Source organism: Kytococcus aerolatus (genome assembly GCF_900187395.1).
Lineage (GTDB): Bacteria > Actinomycetota > Actinomycetes > Actinomycetales > Dermatophilaceae > Kytococcus > Kytococcus aerolatus.
In genome coordinates this window covers 416163-431685 of the sequence record NZ_FYEZ01000002.1, presented here as the reverse complement: position 1 = coordinate 431685, position 15523 = coordinate 416163, and the positions used below count along the sequence as shown (strand labels likewise).

General features: G+C 72.0%; 15 protein-coding genes and 1 tRNA gene. 1 reads left to right on the top strand and 15 read right to left on the bottom strand.

Annotated features, from left to right (window positions below; translation table 11 throughout):
- Nucleotides 1-40 precede the first annotated feature (40 nt).
- The 3 genes from trmB to CFT82_RS09030 form a co-directional block, all read right to left on the bottom strand.
- The gene (gene trmB / locus CFT82_RS09040) at nt 41-958 is read right to left on the bottom strand and encodes a tRNA (guanosine(46)-N7)-methyltransferase TrmB (protein ID WP_088818727.1); all 918 of its coding nucleotides are present in this window, start codon (nt 956-958) and stop codon (nt 41-43) included.
- Nucleotides 955-2817: a translation elongation factor 4 gene (lepA, locus tag CFT82_RS09035; RefSeq protein ID WP_088818725.1), complete on the bottom strand. Its 1863-nt coding sequence runs from the start codon at nt 2815-2817 to the stop codon at nt 955-957. Before lepA ends, trmB begins: the two co-directional genes overlap by 4 nt.
- Nucleotides 2818-2899: 82 nt before the next feature.
- Nucleotides 2900-4408, bottom strand: coding sequence for an alanine/glycine:cation symporter family protein (locus CFT82_RS09030; protein ID WP_159461898.1), 1509 nt, complete (start codon nt 4406-4408; stop codon nt 2900-2902).
- Between the two features lie 159 nt (nt 4409-4567).
- On the opposite strand from CFT82_RS09030, the gene CFT82_RS11760 reads away from it, so the two are divergent.
- Nucleotides 4568-4723 carry a hypothetical protein gene (locus tag CFT82_RS11760; RefSeq protein ID WP_159461897.1) on the top strand — a complete coding sequence of 52 codons (156 nt, stop codon included), beginning with the start codon at nt 4568-4570 and terminating at the stop codon, nt 4721-4723.
- 56 nt (nt 4724-4779) lie between these two features.
- Here the strand turns inward: CFT82_RS11760 and CFT82_RS09025 are convergent.
- The 12 genes from CFT82_RS09025 to rbfA all read right to left on the bottom strand — a co-directional run bounded on the left by CFT82_RS09025 (nt 4780) and on the right by rbfA (nt 15424).
- Nucleotides 4780-4852 (bottom strand) — tRNA-Ala (locus CFT82_RS09025).
- A gap of 95 nt (nt 4853-4947) precedes the next feature.
- Entirely contained in the window at nt 4948-5382 is a 435-nt protein-coding gene (rsfS, locus tag CFT82_RS09020; RefSeq protein ID WP_088818721.1) for a ribosome silencing factor, read from the bottom strand.
- On the bottom strand, nt 5379-6053 hold the full coding sequence (gene nadD / locus CFT82_RS09015; protein ID WP_234994377.1) for a nicotinate-nucleotide adenylyltransferase: 675 nt from the start codon (nt 6051-6053) through the stop codon (nt 5379-5381). The genes rsfS and nadD overlap by 4 nt, the downstream gene beginning before the upstream one ends.
- Before the next feature lie 16 nt (nt 6054-6069).
- A complete protein-coding gene (locus tag CFT82_RS09010) occupies nt 6070-6303 on the bottom strand; it encodes a hypothetical protein (RefSeq protein WP_088818718.1) in 234 nt (77 codons plus the stop codon).
- Between the two features lie 26 nt (nt 6304-6329).
- Nucleotides 6330-7835 (bottom strand): GTPase ObgE, encoded by a 1506-nt coding sequence (gene obgE / locus CFT82_RS09005; protein ID WP_088818717.1) that lies wholly within the window; start codon nt 7833-7835, stop codon nt 6330-6332.
- A 127-nt stretch (nt 7836-7962) separates the two neighbouring features.
- Nucleotides 7963-8232, bottom strand: coding sequence for a 50S ribosomal protein L27 (gene rpmA / locus CFT82_RS09000; RefSeq protein WP_088818715.1), 270 nt, complete (start codon nt 8230-8232; stop codon nt 7963-7965).
- Between the two features lie 40 nt (nt 8233-8272).
- Nucleotides 8273-8581, bottom strand: a complete 309-nt coding sequence (rplU, locus tag CFT82_RS08995) for a 50S ribosomal protein L21 (RefSeq protein WP_088818714.1) — start codon at nt 8579-8581, stop codon at nt 8273-8275.
- Between the two features lie 166 nt (nt 8582-8747).
- Nucleotides 8748-11477 carry an Rne/Rng family ribonuclease gene (locus CFT82_RS08990; protein WP_327078688.1) on the bottom strand — a complete coding sequence of 910 codons (2730 nt, stop codon included), beginning with the start codon at nt 11475-11477 and terminating at the stop codon, nt 8748-8750.
- A gap of 280 nt (nt 11478-11757) precedes the next feature.
- On the bottom strand, nt 11758-13023 hold the full coding sequence (locus CFT82_RS08985) for an FtsW/RodA/SpoVE family cell cycle protein (protein WP_088818713.1): 1266 nt from the start codon (nt 13021-13023) through the stop codon (nt 11758-11760).
- On the bottom strand, nt 13020-13976 hold the full coding sequence (locus CFT82_RS08980) for a bifunctional riboflavin kinase/FAD synthetase (RefSeq protein ID WP_234994376.1): 957 nt from the start codon (nt 13974-13976) through the stop codon (nt 13020-13022). Before CFT82_RS08980 ends, CFT82_RS08985 begins: the two co-directional genes overlap by 4 nt.
- A gap of 25 nt (nt 13977-14001) precedes the next feature.
- Nucleotides 14002-15006, bottom strand: coding sequence for a tRNA pseudouridine(55) synthase TruB (truB, locus tag CFT82_RS08975; RefSeq protein ID WP_088818712.1), 1005 nt, complete (start codon nt 15004-15006; stop codon nt 14002-14004).
- Nucleotides 14990-15424, bottom strand: a complete 435-nt coding sequence (rbfA, locus tag CFT82_RS08970) for a 30S ribosome-binding factor RbfA (protein WP_088818711.1) — start codon at nt 15422-15424, stop codon at nt 14990-14992. Before rbfA ends, truB begins: the two co-directional genes overlap by 17 nt.
- Nucleotides 15425-15523 lie beyond the last annotated feature (99 nt).

Here is a 15523-nt window from a genome sequence, read left to right as displayed (position 1 = left end):
CCCCCGGGGCCGAGCGTAGAGCCGCCCGCGGCCGGCTCCCTCAGACCCGGACGCCGACGACGTCCCGCACCACGCGGTCGACCCCCAGGCCCTTGCGCTCGAAGCGGGTCACCGGTCGCTCGGCCCAGCGGGGCGCGAAGCCACCGCGCTCGGCCCCGGCCGGGTCCTGCGGGTCCGGGCGCTCCCCGGCGTGCTGGTTCTCGAACAGCTCGCTGGCGTCGACGACGTCCCGCATCCACCACGCGTAGTCGGCCCAGTCGGTCGCCAGGCGCCACACCCCGCCGGGGCGCAGGGCCCGCCCCACGTCGGCCGCCAGGGCGGTGCTCACCAGGCGCCGCTTGTGGTGCTTCGCCTTGGGCCAGGGGTCGGGGAAGAAGGTCCACACCTCGTCGAGCGAGCCGGGGGCGAACATCGTCGCGAAGGCCCGCGCGGCGTCCACCTCGGCCACCCGGATGTTCTCCAGCCCGTGGTGCGCGATCTGGGAGACGATCTGCGCCGCCCCCGGGTGCCACACCTCGATGGCCACGTGGTCCATCTCCGGGTGGGCCAGGGCGTGGGCGCACACCGCGTCCCCCGAGCCGGCCCCGATCTCCACGACCAGCGGCGCCCGGCGACCGAACTCGGCCTCCGCGTCGAAGCGGTAGGACGGCTCGACCGAGAGCGGCTCGGTGGTGCGTGGGATGTCCACGACGAGCCGGTCGGCGTGCCTCTCCCAGGCCTGGGCATGACGCGGGTCGGGCCGCTCCCCACGGATCACGTACGAACGCGTCACCCGCTTGAGCCGGCCGTCGGGCAGCCGTTCAGCATCCCCACGGGAGACGCCCTCGTGCTCCACGGCGGCACCAGCCGAGGAGACCGCCCCCTTGCGGGGGGCGTCGGCCGGCCGCAGCCCACCGCCCACCGCGTCCCGGGTGACCGCGGGCTCCCCCTCGAGCGAGCCCTCGCGGCAGTCGCTCACTTGGCGTCCTTCGGCTTCTCGCCGTCCTGGCTCAGCGCCGCGATGAAGGCTTCCTGCGGGATCTCCACGGTGCCCACCATCTTCATGCGCTTCTTGCCCTCCTTCTGCTTCTCGAGCAGCTTGCGCTTGCGGCTGATGTCACCGCCGTAGCACTTGGAGAGGACGTCCTTGCGGATGGCGCGGATGGTCTCGCGGGCGATGATCCGTGAACCCACAGCAGCCTGGATCGGCACCTCGAACTGCTGGCGCGGGATGAGCTCCTTGAGCTTCCCGGCCATCTCCACGCCGTAGGCGTAGGCCTTGTCCTTGTGCACCACCGAGCTGAAGGCGTCGACCTGGTCCCCCTGCAGCAGGATGTCGACCTTCACCAGGTCGGCCTCCTGGTGCCCGGCCTCGGAGTACTCGAAGGAGGCGTATCCCTTGGTCCGGGACTTCAGGTGGTCGAAGAAGTCGAAGACGATCTCAGCCAGCGGCAGGGTGTAGCGCATCTCCACCCGCTCCTCGGAGAGGTAGTCCATCCCACCCAGGGTGCCGCGCCGGCTCTGGCAGAGCTCCATGATCGAGCCGATGAACTCGCTGGGCGCCAGGATCGTCGCCTTGACGACCGGCTCGGTGATGCTGCGGACCTTGCCGGCGGGGAACTCGCTGGGATTGGTGACGACGATCTCGGCCCCGTCCTCCATGGTCACCGTGTAGACCACGTTCGGCATGGTCGAGATGAGCTCCAGGTTGAACTCGCGCTCCAGCCGCTCGCGGACGATCTCCAGGTGGAGCATGCCGAGGAAGCCCACCCGGAACCCGAAGCCGAGGGCCACGGAGGTCTCCGGCTCGTAGACCAGCGCGGCGTCGTTGAGCTTGAGCTTGTCCAGGGCGTCACGCAGCACCGGGTAGTCCGAGCCGTCGATCGGGTAGAGCCCGGAGAAGACCATCGGCGCCGGGTCCTTGTACCCGCCGATCGGCTCCTCGGCGGGCCGGTTCTGGGCGGTGACGGTGTCACCCACCTTCGACTGCCGGACGTCCTTCACCCCGGTGATCAGGTAGCCCGTCTCGCCCACCCCGAGCCCCTTCGTGGGCTTCGGCTCCGGGGAGATCACGCCGATCTCCAGCAGCTCGTGGGTGGCCCCGGTGGACATCATCTGGATCTTCTCGCGCGGCGAGAGCTGCCCGTCGACCACCCGGACATAGGTCACCACGCCGCGGTAGGTGTCGTAGACGGAGTCGAAGATCATCGCCCGGGCCGGCGCGTCCGCGTCCCCCTCCGGCGCCGGGACCTGCTCCACGATGACGTCCAGCAGCTCGGCCACGCCCTCGCCGGTCTTGCCCGAGACCTTCAGGACGTCCTCCGGCTCGCACCCGATGAGCCCGGCGATCTCCTCGGCGTACTTCTCCGGCTGCGCCGCCGGCAGGTCGATCTTGTTGAGCACCGGGATGATGGTGAGATCGTTCTCCATCGCCAGGTACAGATTGGCCAGCGTCTGCGCCTCGATGCCCTGGGCGGCGTCCACCAGCAGCACCGCCCCCTCGCAGGCGGCCAACGAGCGCGAGACCTCGTAGGTGAAGTCGACGTGCCCGGGGGTGTCGATCATGTTGAGGATGAAGGACTCCTGCTCCTTCCCCTCCCCCAGCGCCCAGGGCATGCGCACCGCCTGGGACTTGATGGTGATGCCCCGCTCCCGCTCGATGTCCATGCGGTCGAGGTACTGGGCACGCATGTCCCGCGGCTGGACCACCTCGGTGATCTGCAGCATCCGGTCGGCCAGGGTCGACTTGCCGTGGTCGATGTGGGCGATGATGCAGAAGTTCCGGATCTGCTGCGGCGGGGTGGACGCGGGCTGGTGGACAACACGTGCGACGGGCATTGGCGCATTGTCCCATGCATCACAGCACGACCCCGGGAGGTCCGTGGTGGACCGTCCCGGGGCCGTGCTCACCCGAGGCCGTTCAGGGGCGGACGGGCTCCGCCTCCTCCCGGTGGAGAGCGCGGGCATCGGCCCGCTCCTCCCAGAAGGGGGCGTTGCGGATGTTCAGCGGGCGCGGGTCGAACTGCGGGTCCACCTTCTCCTTGCGCTGCCGCTCGTAGTCCTTCAGGGCACGGATCGCCGGCCCCTGCAGGATGAGGATGGCGACGATGTTCAGCCAGGCCGTGAGGCCCACGCCGATGTCCCCCATGGTCCAGGCGAGCTCGGCCGAGGCCAGCCCACCCCAGATGACCGCCAGCAGCACCACCAGCTGCACGACACGGATCAGCACGGACCGCACCGCGGGGTTCACGCCCCGGGTCAGGTAGGCGAGGTTGGTCTCGGCCATGTAGTAGTAGGCCACCACCGTGGTGAAGGCGAAGAAGACCAGGGCGATCGCCACGAAGCCGGCACCCAGCCCGGGGAAGGCGGAGTCCAGGGCGGCCTGGGTGTACGCCGGGCCCACCTCGGCGGTCTTCGCCAGGCCGCCACCCCCCTCGTGGAGGACGGGCCCGCTCTCGGTGCCGCCCTCGTAGGTGCGGTACATGCCGGTGGAGAGGATCATGAAGGCCGTGGCCGAGCAGACCAGCAGGGTGTCGATGTACACCGCGAAGGACTGCGCGAGCCCCTGCTTGGCGGGGTGGGAGACCTCGGCGGCGGCCGCCGGGTGGGGCCCGGTGCCCTGACCGGCCTCGTTCGAGTACACGCCGCGCTTCACACCCCACTCCACGGCCAGGCCGAGGACACCGCCGAAGACGGCGTGCTGACCGAAGGCCGAGGAGATGATGAGCTGGAACATCGCCGGGATCTGCGGGGCGTTCATGAGCACCACGACGAGGGCCAGGATGATGTACCCCAGCGCCATGACGGGCACGACCGCCCCGGCGAAGACAGCGATGCGCTTGACGCCACCGACGACGATGAAGGTCAGCGGCACGAGCACCGCGATGACCGACATCTTCGGGTCCACGCCCCATGCGTTCTGGGCGGCCCCCGTGATCGAGTTGGCCTGGATGCCCGGGAGGAAGAGGCCCATCGCGGCCAGACAGCAGATCGCGAAGAGGATGCCGTACCAGCGCTGCCCCAGCCCCTTCTCGATGTAGTAGGCCGGGCCACCGCGGTACTCGCCGCCCTCGTCGCGCTCCTTGTAGATCTGGCCGAGCGTGCACTCGACGAAGGAGGTCGCGGCGCCGAAGAAGGCGACCACCCACATCCAGAACACCGCGCCCGGGCCACCGAAGGCGATGGCGGTGGCCACACCGGCGATGTTCCCGGTGCCGACGCGCCCGGCGATACTCATGGCCAGGGCCTGGAAGGAGGAGACGCCGTCCCGGGAGGACTCCCCCGCCAGCAGCTGCCCGACCATGTCGGGGATCCGACGCACCTGGACGAACAGGAGACGCAGGCTGAAGTACAGGCCGGCGGCCAGGCACAGCCACACCAGGGCCGGTGACCAGACGATCTCGTTCACTCTGTTGACGACTGCCTCCATGGGGGCTCCTCCGGAAGAACGCGGGACGGGAACTCGGGCAGCATGGCACCGACGAGCCCACCGGACAGCGCTTCTGGCGACTCCATTACCGAAGTGCAACCGCTCACAGCGACCGCTCACCGCTTGCCCCGGCGATCGCACCTGTGATGAGGGTGGGACATGGCTTGGCAGCAGATCGCATCGACCATCGGACGAACCATCGGACGCCGCCTCATCCGACAGGGGGTGCGGACCGGGATGCGCGAGCACTCCCGCCGGCAGGGCACGCAGCGAAGCACCCCGCCCCGCACCGACCCGCCACCCCGGGAGGGCTGAGACGCCCCTCGCACGCGAAGAACCCCCACACTCGGTGAGTGTGGGGGTTCTGTCCGTGGAGCTAAGGGGATTCGAACCCCTGACCTCCTCCATGCCATGGAGGCGCGCTACCAACTGCGCCATAGCCCCGTCTTCGGGAGCCGCTCTCTCGGAGCGACCGGTGAATATTACACATACTCACCCCCGAAACGCCAAATCGGCGGGATCCCGCCGATTTGGGGCACTCAGTCCTGGTCGTCGACGACCCACCAGGGCCGCTGCTCGACGACCTCGGCGGCCTCCCGGACACCCTCCGGGTGCTCCGGCAGCTCCAGGTCGATCCGCTCGCAGTCCTTCCAGAGGCGCTCGAGGTCGTAGAACTCTCGCTCCTCGGCGTGCTGCACGTGGACGATGATGTCCCCGAAGTCCAGGAGGACCCAGCGCTGCTGGCGCTCCCCCTCCCGACGGAGGGGCTTCACACCGGCCTCGCGGCAGGCGTCCAGGACCTCGTCGACCACCGCACCCACCTGGCGCTCGGTCGGCGCCGCGGCCAGCACGAACACGTCCGTGAGGCCCAGCTGGTCGCTGACGTCCAGGGCCACGATGTCGTGGGCGAGCTTGTCGTCCGCAGCACGGGCTGCGGTGCGGGCCAGGTCGATGGCCTCGGGGGTGGCGGTCACGCGGGGGACTCCTCGTCGGTGGGATTGCTCGGGGCCACGCCTGCAGGGGCGTCACTGGACACGGGTGGCAGGAGCGCGTCGAAGGACTCGCCCTTCCCCTCGGTCTCCCGTGGCGTGTACAGGCCGTGCTTGTTGATGTACTGGACGACACCGTCCGGCACCAGGTACCAGACCGGCAGCCCCCGGGTGACCCGCTCACGGCAGTCGGTGGAGCTGATGGCCATGGCCGGGATCTCGAGCAGGGTCACCGTGTCCGCGGGCAGCCCGGTGGCGGTCAGCTCGTGCCCCGGTCGGCTCACCCCGATGAAGTGCGCGAGATCCCAGATCTCCTCCACGCCCTTCCAGGACAGGATCTGGGAGAGGGCGTCGGCCCCGGTGATGAAGAAGAGCTCGGCCTCGGGGTACTGCTCCGAGAGGTCGAGCAGGGTGTCCCGGGTGTACGTCGGACCCGGACGGTCGACGTCCACCCGGCTCACGCTGAACCGCGGGTTCGAGGCGGTCGCGATGACCGTCATGAGGTAGCGGTCCTCCGCCGGGGAGACGTCCTTGTCGGACTTCTGCCAGGGCCGCCCCGTGGGGACGAAGAGCACCTGGTCGAGCCCGAAGGTCGCGGCCACCTCGCTCGCGGCGACGAGGTGGCCGTGGTGGATGGGATCGAAGGTCCCACCCATCACCCCGAGACGCACGTCAGTGGCGGCTCGGGCGTGCGCCGGTGGTGCGCTTGTGACGCACGTGGTCGGCAGCGAACTCCTCGTCCTCCGGGTTCATCGGCACGTTGTGACGGAACTGCCACAGGACGAGCAGCATCGCCATCATCACGGCCAGGGCGATCACGCCGAACCAGATCGACGGGAAGGGCAGGGCGGGGCCGGCGTGCTCGGCGCCCTTCCCCTCGGTCAGGATCATCATCACGTTCTGCATGGGGGCATCCTACCCAGCGTCGTGGGTCAGTCGTCGGCGGTCCACACACCCGCGCGCCGCTCGTCCTCCATCTCCCGGCGGACGGCGGACTCCGCATCCTTCCGGGCGTGGAAGGCATCCCGCTTCTCCGTCCGCGTGGGCCGGGCGTTCTCCTCCAGACGCAGGTCGGAGCCCCGGGCGCCCAGGTGCTCGGCTCCGGCGGTGATGGTGGGCTCCCAGTCGAAGACCACACCGTCCCCGGGGCCGATGACGACCGTGTCGCCGGCCACGGCGCCCGCAGTCACCAGGGCGTCCTCGACGCCGGCCCGCTGGAGCCGGTCGGCGAGGTAGCCGACGGCCTCGTCGTTGCTGAAGTCGGTCTGGCGGGTCCACCGCACCGGGCGCTCCCCCAGGATCCGGTAGTACACGCCCTCGGCCCCGGACTCCTTGACGATCTCGAACCCGGCGTCGTCGCGGGCCTTCGGACGGACCACGACCCGAGCGGGCTCGGCCGGCGGCAGGCTGTCCCGGTGGGCGGCCACGTGGCCGGCCAGGGCGTACCTCAGCGCGTCGAGCCCCTGGTGGGCGACCGCCGAGATGATGTGCACCTCGGCGCCCCGCTCCTCGAGCATCGGCTTGACCATCTCGGCCAGCTCGCGGGCCTCGGGGACGTCGGCCTTGTTGAGCACCACCACCCGGGTGCGCTCCGCCAGCGGCCGCCCGCCGAGCGCCTCGTCCGGGACGTACTGGCGCAGCTCGTCCTCGATGACCGCGAGGTCCGTCATCGGGTCGCGTCCCGGCTCGAGGGTGGCGCAGTCGACGACGTGGACCAGCACCGAGCAGCGCTCGACGTGACGCAGGAACTGGAGGCCCAGCCCGCGCCCCTGGGCGGCGCCGGGGATGAGCCCCGGGACGTCGGCGATGGTGAACCGCTCGTCCCCCGCCGTCACCACACCCAGGTTCGGCACGAGGGTGGTGAAGGGGTAGTCGGCGATCTTCGGCCGGGCGGCGCTCAGCACCGAGACCAGGGAGGACTTGCCGGCCGAGGGGAAGCCGATGAGGGCCACGTCGGCCAGGGTCTTGAGCTCCAGGACGACCTCGCGCTCCTCCCCCGGCTCCCCGAGCAGGGCGAAGCCGGGTGCCTTGCGCCGGGCGCTGGCCAACGCCTTGTTCCCCAGCCCCCCGCGCCCGCCCTCCGCGACCACGAAGCGGGTGCCGGCCCCCACGAGGTCGGCGAGCACCTCGCCGCTGCGGTCCTTGACGACCGTGCCCTCGGGCACCGGGAGCACCAGGTCCTCCCCGGCCGCCCCGTTGCGCTCGTCACCGCCGCCCGGCTGCCCGTTCGGCGCGCTGCGGTGAGGGCCGCGGTGGTACTCCAGCAGGGTCGTCACCTGCGGGTCGACCTCCAAGACGATGTCACCACCGCGACCGCCGTTGCCGCCGTCGGGGCCGCCGAGGGGCTTGAACTTCTCCCGGTGCACGGAGGCCACGCCGTGACCACCCTTGCCGGCAGCTGCGTGCAGCACCACGCGATCCACGAAGTTGCTGGACATCGGACCCTCCTGGGGACTGTGGGTGCCGGACGCGCCGGCGGGGACGCCGATGGGGGCGATGCCTCAGGTGGCATCGCCCCCATCGGGCGGGGTCGGGTCCGCGCTCGCGGACTGACCGAGGAACTGCTCAGACGCCGGCCGGGGCGGGCGCGTCCACGATGGACACGGTCTTGCGGCCGCGCTTGCTGCCGAACTCCACGGCGCCGGCGGTGAGGGCGAACAGCGTGTCGTCCTTGCCGCGGCCCACGTTGGCGCCCGGGTGGAAGTGGGTACCGCGCTGCCGGATGATGATCTCGCCGGCGTTGACCAGCTGGCCACCGTAGCGCTTCACACCGAGGCGCTGAGCGTTCGAGTCACGACCGTTGCGGGTCGAGGACACACCCTTCTTGCTTGCCATGTCTGTTCTCCCTGGCTGCTCGTGCTGTTCCGGGACCGGATCAGGCGTTGATCGCGGTGATCTTGACCTCGGTCAGCGGCTGACGGTGACCCTGGCGCCGCTTGTAACCGGTCTTGTTCTTGTAGTGCTGGATGACGATCTTGGGGCCCTTGGTGGCACCCACGATCTCAGCGGTGACGCTCACCTTGGCGAGCTGGTCGGAGGTGGCGGTGACGGTGGAGCCGTCGACGAGCAGGAGCGGCTGCAGGTCAATGCTCTCGCCGGGCTCACCGGCCACCTTGTCGACGGTGAGCACGTCACCGACGGAAACCTTCTCCTGGCGGCCACCGGCGCGGACGATCGCGTACACGTTGAGCTCACTCTCTGGTCTGTCGAACTGCTGGTCTGGGTTCCGTGGGTCCTGCGGCACCGTTCCGGACCGCCTCCCACGAAAGGAATGGGCGCGCTCAGGTCGGCGCGCCGACGTGCGACTCTACACCGCCGGGCCGGGGAACTCAAACCCGACGGTGCTCGCCTCACTCTTCCTGCGCGGCGCCCCCGGGCGCGGAGCTGGCGCGGCGACGGGTGGTGCGGCGCGGCGCCGCCTTCCCGGCGGAGGCAGCACCCCCCGCGACCTGGGTCTCCACCGGCTGGACCGACGGGGCCTCCGCCGTGGGCGTCACCGTCTCGGTGCTCACCACCCGGCGGCGCGAGGAGCGACGCGGCGCGCTCGAGGGCGCCTGGGCACCGACCGTCTCGACCCCCTGGGCGACCTCGGGCTCCGCGGTCGGGCTCCCGGCGGCGTCCGCGACCTCCTCGGTCGGGACGCTGGCCCGGCGGCCGATCCGACCGGTGATGCGCCCCGTGGCCGCGGGAGCCGCGGCGGTCTCGGCCGGCGCCGCCTCTCGGGTGGTGGTCTGCTCGGTCGGAACCTCCGGGGAGGACGGGCTCGTGGCCGCGGGGGCCGCGGTCTCCTGCTGCTGCGCGCCCCGCGGCGCCGCCTGCCGGGGGCTGCCCTGCGGCTCCTCGTGGGCGGACTGCTTCTGGACCGCCGCGGTGTGCACCGCCCGCGCGATCTGCGCGACCGAGGGCCCCGAGGCGGGCGCGGTCGGCAGCACCGGGGCGCTCGACGGCTGACGCTCCCGGGAACGGTCCGCACCGCGCCCCGGACGTCCCTCCCGCCCGGAGGGCTGTCGCCCCACCGGCGCGTCGTGCGTGACGAGGCCGAACCCGTCGCAGTGCTGGCAGGTGGTCCCGAAGACCTCCACGAGCCCGCTGCCGACGCGCTTGCGGGTCATCTGCACCAGCCCCAGGGAGGTGACCTCGGCCACCTGGTGCTTCGTGCGGTCGCGGGCGAGGCACTCCACGAGGCGCCGGACCACGAGATCCCGGTTGCTCTCGAGGACCATGTCGATGAAGTCCACGACGATGATGCCGCCGATGTCCCGCAGGCGCAGCTGGCGGACGATCTCCTCGGCCGCCTCCAGGTTGTTCTTGGTGACCGTCTCCTCGAGGTTGCCCCCGGCGCCGACGAACTTGCCGGTGTTCACGTCGACGACCGTCATCGCCTCGGTCCGGTCGATGATCAGCGAACCACCGGAGGGCAGCCAGACCTTGCGGTCCATGGCCTTGGCCAGCTGCTCGTCGATGCGGTGGGCGGCGAAGATGTCCCGCTCGTCCTCCCAGCGGTGCACCTTGGGGGCCAGGTCGGGGGCCAGGGCCTCGACGTACTCGGTGACCGAGCGCCAGGCCTTCTCCCCGGAGACCTCCAGGCGGGCGAAGTCCTCGGTGAACACGTCGCGGATCACGCGGACGGTCAGGTCCGGCTCGCCGTGGACGAGGGCCGGCGCGCTGCCCTTGGTCTGGGCGGAGCTGATCTGCTCCCACTGCGCGGCCAGGCGCTGGACGTCGGCACGCAGCTCCTCCTCCGAGGCCCCCTCGGCGGCGGTGCGCACGATGACGCCCGCCTCGGCCGGGACGACCTCCTTGAGGATCTTCTTCAGGCGCGTCCGCTCGGTGTCCGGCAGCTTCCGGCTGATGCCCGTCGTCGAGCTGCCCGGCACGTAGACCAGGTAGCGGCCCGGCAGCGAGATCTGCGAGGTGAGGCGCGCCCCCTTGTGGCCGATCGGGTCCTTGGTGACCTGCACCAGGACCGTCTGCCCGGACTGCAGAGCGCTCTCGATCCGCTTCGGCTCGTTCTTCTCCAGCCCCGCGGCGTCCCAGTTCACCTCACCGGCGTAGAGCACGCCGTTGCGCCCCTTGCCGATGTCGACGAAGGCCGCCTCCATCGAGGGCAGCACGTTCTGCACCCGCCCCAGGTAGACGTTGCCGACCATCGTGGTCTCGTGCTGCTGGTCGATGTAGTGCTCCACGAGCACGCCGTCCTCGAGCACACCGATCTGCGTGTGCTTCTCGGACTCGCGGACCACCATCGTGCGCTCGACGCTCTCCCGGCGGGCGAGGAACTCGGCCTCGGTGAGCACGGCACGGCGACGCCCCGCGTCCCGCCCCTCCTTGCGGCGCTGCTTCTTGGCCGCCAGGCGGGTGGACCCCTGGACCCGGGTCACCTCGCTCTCGGCATCAGCCGCCCCGGTGCGCTCCTCGGCACGGTCCTCGCTGCGCGCCTCGCCCCGGGTGCGGGAACGACGGCTGCCCCGGGAACGCTTGCGGGAACGACGGCTGGAGCGCTCGTCGGACGGACCGGAGCCCTCACCCCCGCTGTCGCCCTGGTCGTCCCCGTCGGCCTGACGACCGGCAGGGCGCTCCTCCGGGGCCTCCTGACCCTCGCCGGACTCCCCCGCCAGAGCGTGCTCCGGGGCCTCCTGACCCCGGGTGCGACCGCGCCCCCCGCGGCGGCGACGGGAGCGACGACCGGAGCCCTCCTCCGAGCCCTCGCCCTCGTCGGTGGCCGGGTGGTCGCGCCCCTCGTCCGCGGCGTCCCCCGAGCCCCGGGCCTCGCCCCGGACCTCTGCGCCCTCGTCCTCGGCGGTCTCCTGACGACCGGACTCGCCCCGGCGACGGCGGCGACGCCCGGTGCCCTCCCCCGGGTCCTCCTCGCGGTCGGTCCGGGAGCGACGGTTGCGGCGGGGCGCCGGCTCCTCCTCGTCCGCCGTGTGACGGGCCCGACGGGCGGGGGTCTCCTGCGGGGAGTCGTCCGCCTCGTCGTCCTGCCGGCGACGGCTGCGCGGCGCCAGGGCCTCGGGGTCCGGGGCCTGGAAGAGTAGGCCGAACTGCCCGCCGGAGCTCTGGAACTGGTCGGTGGTCACGTGGGACACCTCTCCGCCCACCGGTCCGATCGGCACCCCCGGGCGGGTGGCGTTCTCGCTCCGCTCCGTGCGATCGGCCGGGTGGCCGTTCTCGCCGCGTCCGTGCGCGGCCTCGAAAGTCTGGGTTACGGGCGGCTCGCGCGTGGCGCGGCACCGTTCCGCCGACCGCGCCCCACCTCGTGCGGAGAACGCTGGTCGGGTGCGTGCTCAGGGGTGCTGGCGCACGAACCGGACCCAAGTCTCGCACATCGCTCGGGAACGAGGACCGGCCCCGTGGATCTCAACGCTCCTTGCGCTGGGCGATGGCGACGGCGTTCACGAGCCCGATGCCCATCCAGCAGGCGAACATGGAGGTTCCTCCGTAGCTCACGAAGGGCAGCGGCACACCCGTCATGGGCATGGTGCCCATGGTCATACCGATGTTCTCGAAGGACTGGACGCCGAACCACGTGGCCACCCCCACGAGGACGAGTCGGGGGAAGACGTCGGTCGTGCGCTGGGCGATGGACAGGGTCCGCAGGACGATGAAGGCGATGAGCCCCACCGTGACCGCCCCGCCGACCAGCCCAAGCTCCTCGCCGATCACCGCGAAGATGAAGTCGCTGTCGGCCACGGGCAGGTACCCGCTCTGGGTCTGCGCGCCCTGCAGGTAGCCCTGGCCGAAGACTCCCCCGGAGCCGATCGCGTTGCGCGACTGGATCATCTGGAAACCCGTGTTGAGCGGGTCGTCCTCCGGGTTCAGGAAGCTCGTGAGGCGGGCCATCTGGTGCTCGGCGAGGAATCCCCCGCGGATGGCCACGGTGGCGACCGTCACGGCCCCCAGCACGGTGCCCAGGATCCACCACCGGTTCACCCCCGACAGGGAGACCACCCCCAGCGCCATCGCCCCGATCACCAGGGCCGACCCGAGATCCGGCTGGAGCATCACCAGGCCGATGGTGAACAGGGCCAGCGCCCAGGCCAGCACGACCTTCCAGAAACCGGGGGCCGCCACCTGCGGCCGCAACCGGTGGCTGAGCGCCGCGGCCAGGCCCAGGCACAGGGCGACCTTCATGAACTCGGTGGGCTGGATGGTGAACCCGCCGATGCTGATCCAGCTCTTGGCGCCGGCGATGGTCGTGCCGATCAGCACCACCAGGACCAGCCCCGCCCACCCCAGCAGCACCGCCAGCGGGGTGAAGGGGCGCAGCCGGTAGACGTCGAGCCGCGAGAGCACCACGCACAGCACGATCCCGACCAGCATGTTGAGCACGTGCCGCACCCCGGTGGCCGCGCCGGCGTCGACATTCGTGGCGCTGAAGACCATGGCCGCGCCGAACAGGCTCAGCGCCAGCGAGGCACCGAGCAGGGGCCAGTCCGAGTGGCCCAGGAGGTGCATGGCCCCCCGGGGTTCCGGGGGGAAGCTCCCCGGGCTGCGGGCCCCCTCGGGCGCGGCGTACCGGTGGGGCACCTCGGCGTGCGGGGTCTCCTCGAGGACCGAGCCCACCGCGGCCCGGGAGTGCTCGGGGCGGGAGCTCGGGACCGGCTCGGGCCAGGGGCCGCTCATGCGAGCGCCTCCCGGGCGCGCTGGACGTCCAGCGCCATCTGCTCCACGAGGGCCGGGACGCCGTCGAAGCGCTCCATGCCCCGCAACCGCTCGACGAGCTCGATGCTCACCGGCTCGCCGTAGAGGTCCAAGTCGCTCCGGTCCAGGACGTGGGCCTCCACGGTGCGGCGCTGCCCGTCGAAGGTCGGGTTGGTCCCCACGCTCACCGCCGCCGGCAGGCGCGCGTCGGCGGCCCCCGCGGGCAGGTCGCAGCGCACGAGCCAGCCGGCGTACACACCGTCAGCGGGGACCAGCCCCTCGGTGTCCGCCGAGAGGTTCGCGGTCGGGAAGCCCAGCTCGCGTCCCCGGTGCTCACCGTGGACGACCGTGCCCCGCAGCGCGTGGAGCCGGCCGAGCTGACGGGCCGCCTCGTCGACCTCCCCCCGGGCCAGGGCGGCACGAACGGCGGTGGAGGACCACCGCTCGACGGCCTCGTCCCCGACGTCGTCCAGGACCACCGTCTCGAAGCCCAGCTCCTCGCCCAGCTCACGGAGGATGTCGACCGTGCCGACATTCCCCCGGCCGAAGCGGGAGTCCCGCCCGACGACCACGGCCCGCGCGCCGAGGTCCCGGACGTAGGTCCCCTCCACGAACTCGCGGGGCGACTGCTGCGCCAGCTCGACGGTGAACTGCTGGGCGACGGCGACGTCGAGGCCCACGGACTCGAGCAGGTCGAGCCGCTGCCCGGTGCTCACGATCATCTCCGGGCAGCGCTCGGGATGGAGCACCTCGAGCGGGTGGGGGTGGAAGGTCAGGGCCACGGACGCCAGGTCCCGCTCGGCGGCCAGCGCCGTCACCCGGCCGAGCAGGGCACGGTGGCCGCGGTGCAACCCGTCGAAGGTGCCGATGGTGACGACGGTCCCCCGCTGCCGAAGCGGCTCGGGGAGCTGGTCGGGGTGGGTCAGTCTCAGCACGTCGCGCAGTCTACGTCCCGCGTCCTCAGGCCGCGGCGAAGACGGTGCGGGGCTGCCAGCGCTCCCCCGCCGCGACCGCGACGGCGAGCAGCTCCCCGGCGGCGTCCAGGAGGCCCACCGGCCGTCCCTCCGACAGCTCCTGCGCGACCACCCCGCGCCCCTCGCCGAAGGGGACGGGCGACCCGTTGCGCAGCCCCCGGGCGGCGCGCTCGGAGACCTCCACGCAGGGGAGGGTCCGGCGAGCGACGTCCCCCATCGACAGGACCGGGGTCTCCACCGGAGGTCGACCCCCTTCCCGGGCCTCGACGAGCTCGCCGACCGGCGTGGCGTCGGCCAGGGCGAAGGGCCCCACGGCCTCCCGCCGGAGGGCGACGAGGTGCCCGGCGGAACCCAGCGCGAGGCCCAGGTCCCGCGCCAGGGCACGGACGTAGGTGCCCGAGGAAACCCTGACCTTGATGTCGAGGTCGAGCACCTCGGTGCCGCTGACGCCCGTGGCCGCGCGGGCGTCGAGCAGGTCGAAGGAGTGGACGGTCACGGGGCGTGCCTCGAGGGTGACCTCCTCCCCCGCCCGCACCCGCTCGTGGGCTCGGCGCCCATCCACCTTGATGGCGCTCACCGCGCTGGGGGCCTGCTGGATGTCGCCGGTCAGGCCGCTCACGGCCTCCTGCAGCATGCTGCTCGCGGGCCGGAGCGCGGCCGCGCCGCCCAGGTGCTCGAGCCCCGGGGAGGTCAACAGGTCGCCCTGGGCGTCCTCCGTGTGCGTCCCCTCCCCCAGCCGCACGGTCGCGGAGTAGGTCTTGTCGGCACCCACCAGGTGCGTGAGCAGCCGGGTCGCCCGCCCGACACCCACGAGGAGCACCCCGGTGGCCATCGGGTCCAGGGTGCCGGCGTGCCCCACCTTCCGGGTGGCGCACAGCCACCGGCAGCGGGAGACGATGTCGTGCGAGGTGGGGCCGGCCGGCTTGTCCAGCACCAGCAGCCCGTCGGGCGCCGGGGTCTCGCGGACCCGAGGCTCACTCCTCGGAGTCATCCGCCGGCTTCTTGTACGGGTCCTCGTCGCCGGCGTACTGGGCGCCCTCGTGCTCCCGCGCCCGGCGCTCGTCCTCCTCACGGGCCTTCCGCAGCACCTCCTGCAGGTGCGCGGCGTCCTCCGGCAGCGCGTCGTGGACGAACTCCAGCGACGGGGTGAGCCGGATGCCGAGGGCCTTGCCGACCATCGAGCGCAGCCTGCCGCGGTTCTTCTCCAGCAGCTCGGCGCTCAGCTCCCGCTGGTCGTCTGAGCCGAGCACGGTCCAGAAAACGGTGGCGTGCTGCAGGTCAGGGGTCACGCGGGTGTCGGTGATGGTCACCATCCCCAGGTCGGGGTCCTTCACGACCGCCGCCAGGTTCTCGGCGAGGACGTCGCGGATGCGCTCGGCGATCTTCCGGGCACGCTGGGGGTCTGCCATGGCTCCTCCTGGAGTTCTCGTTCGGGCCACCGCGGGCGGCCGCACTGGGATGAAACGCTAACCCAGCGGGGCCGGCCCCACCGAAGGGTGGGACCGGCC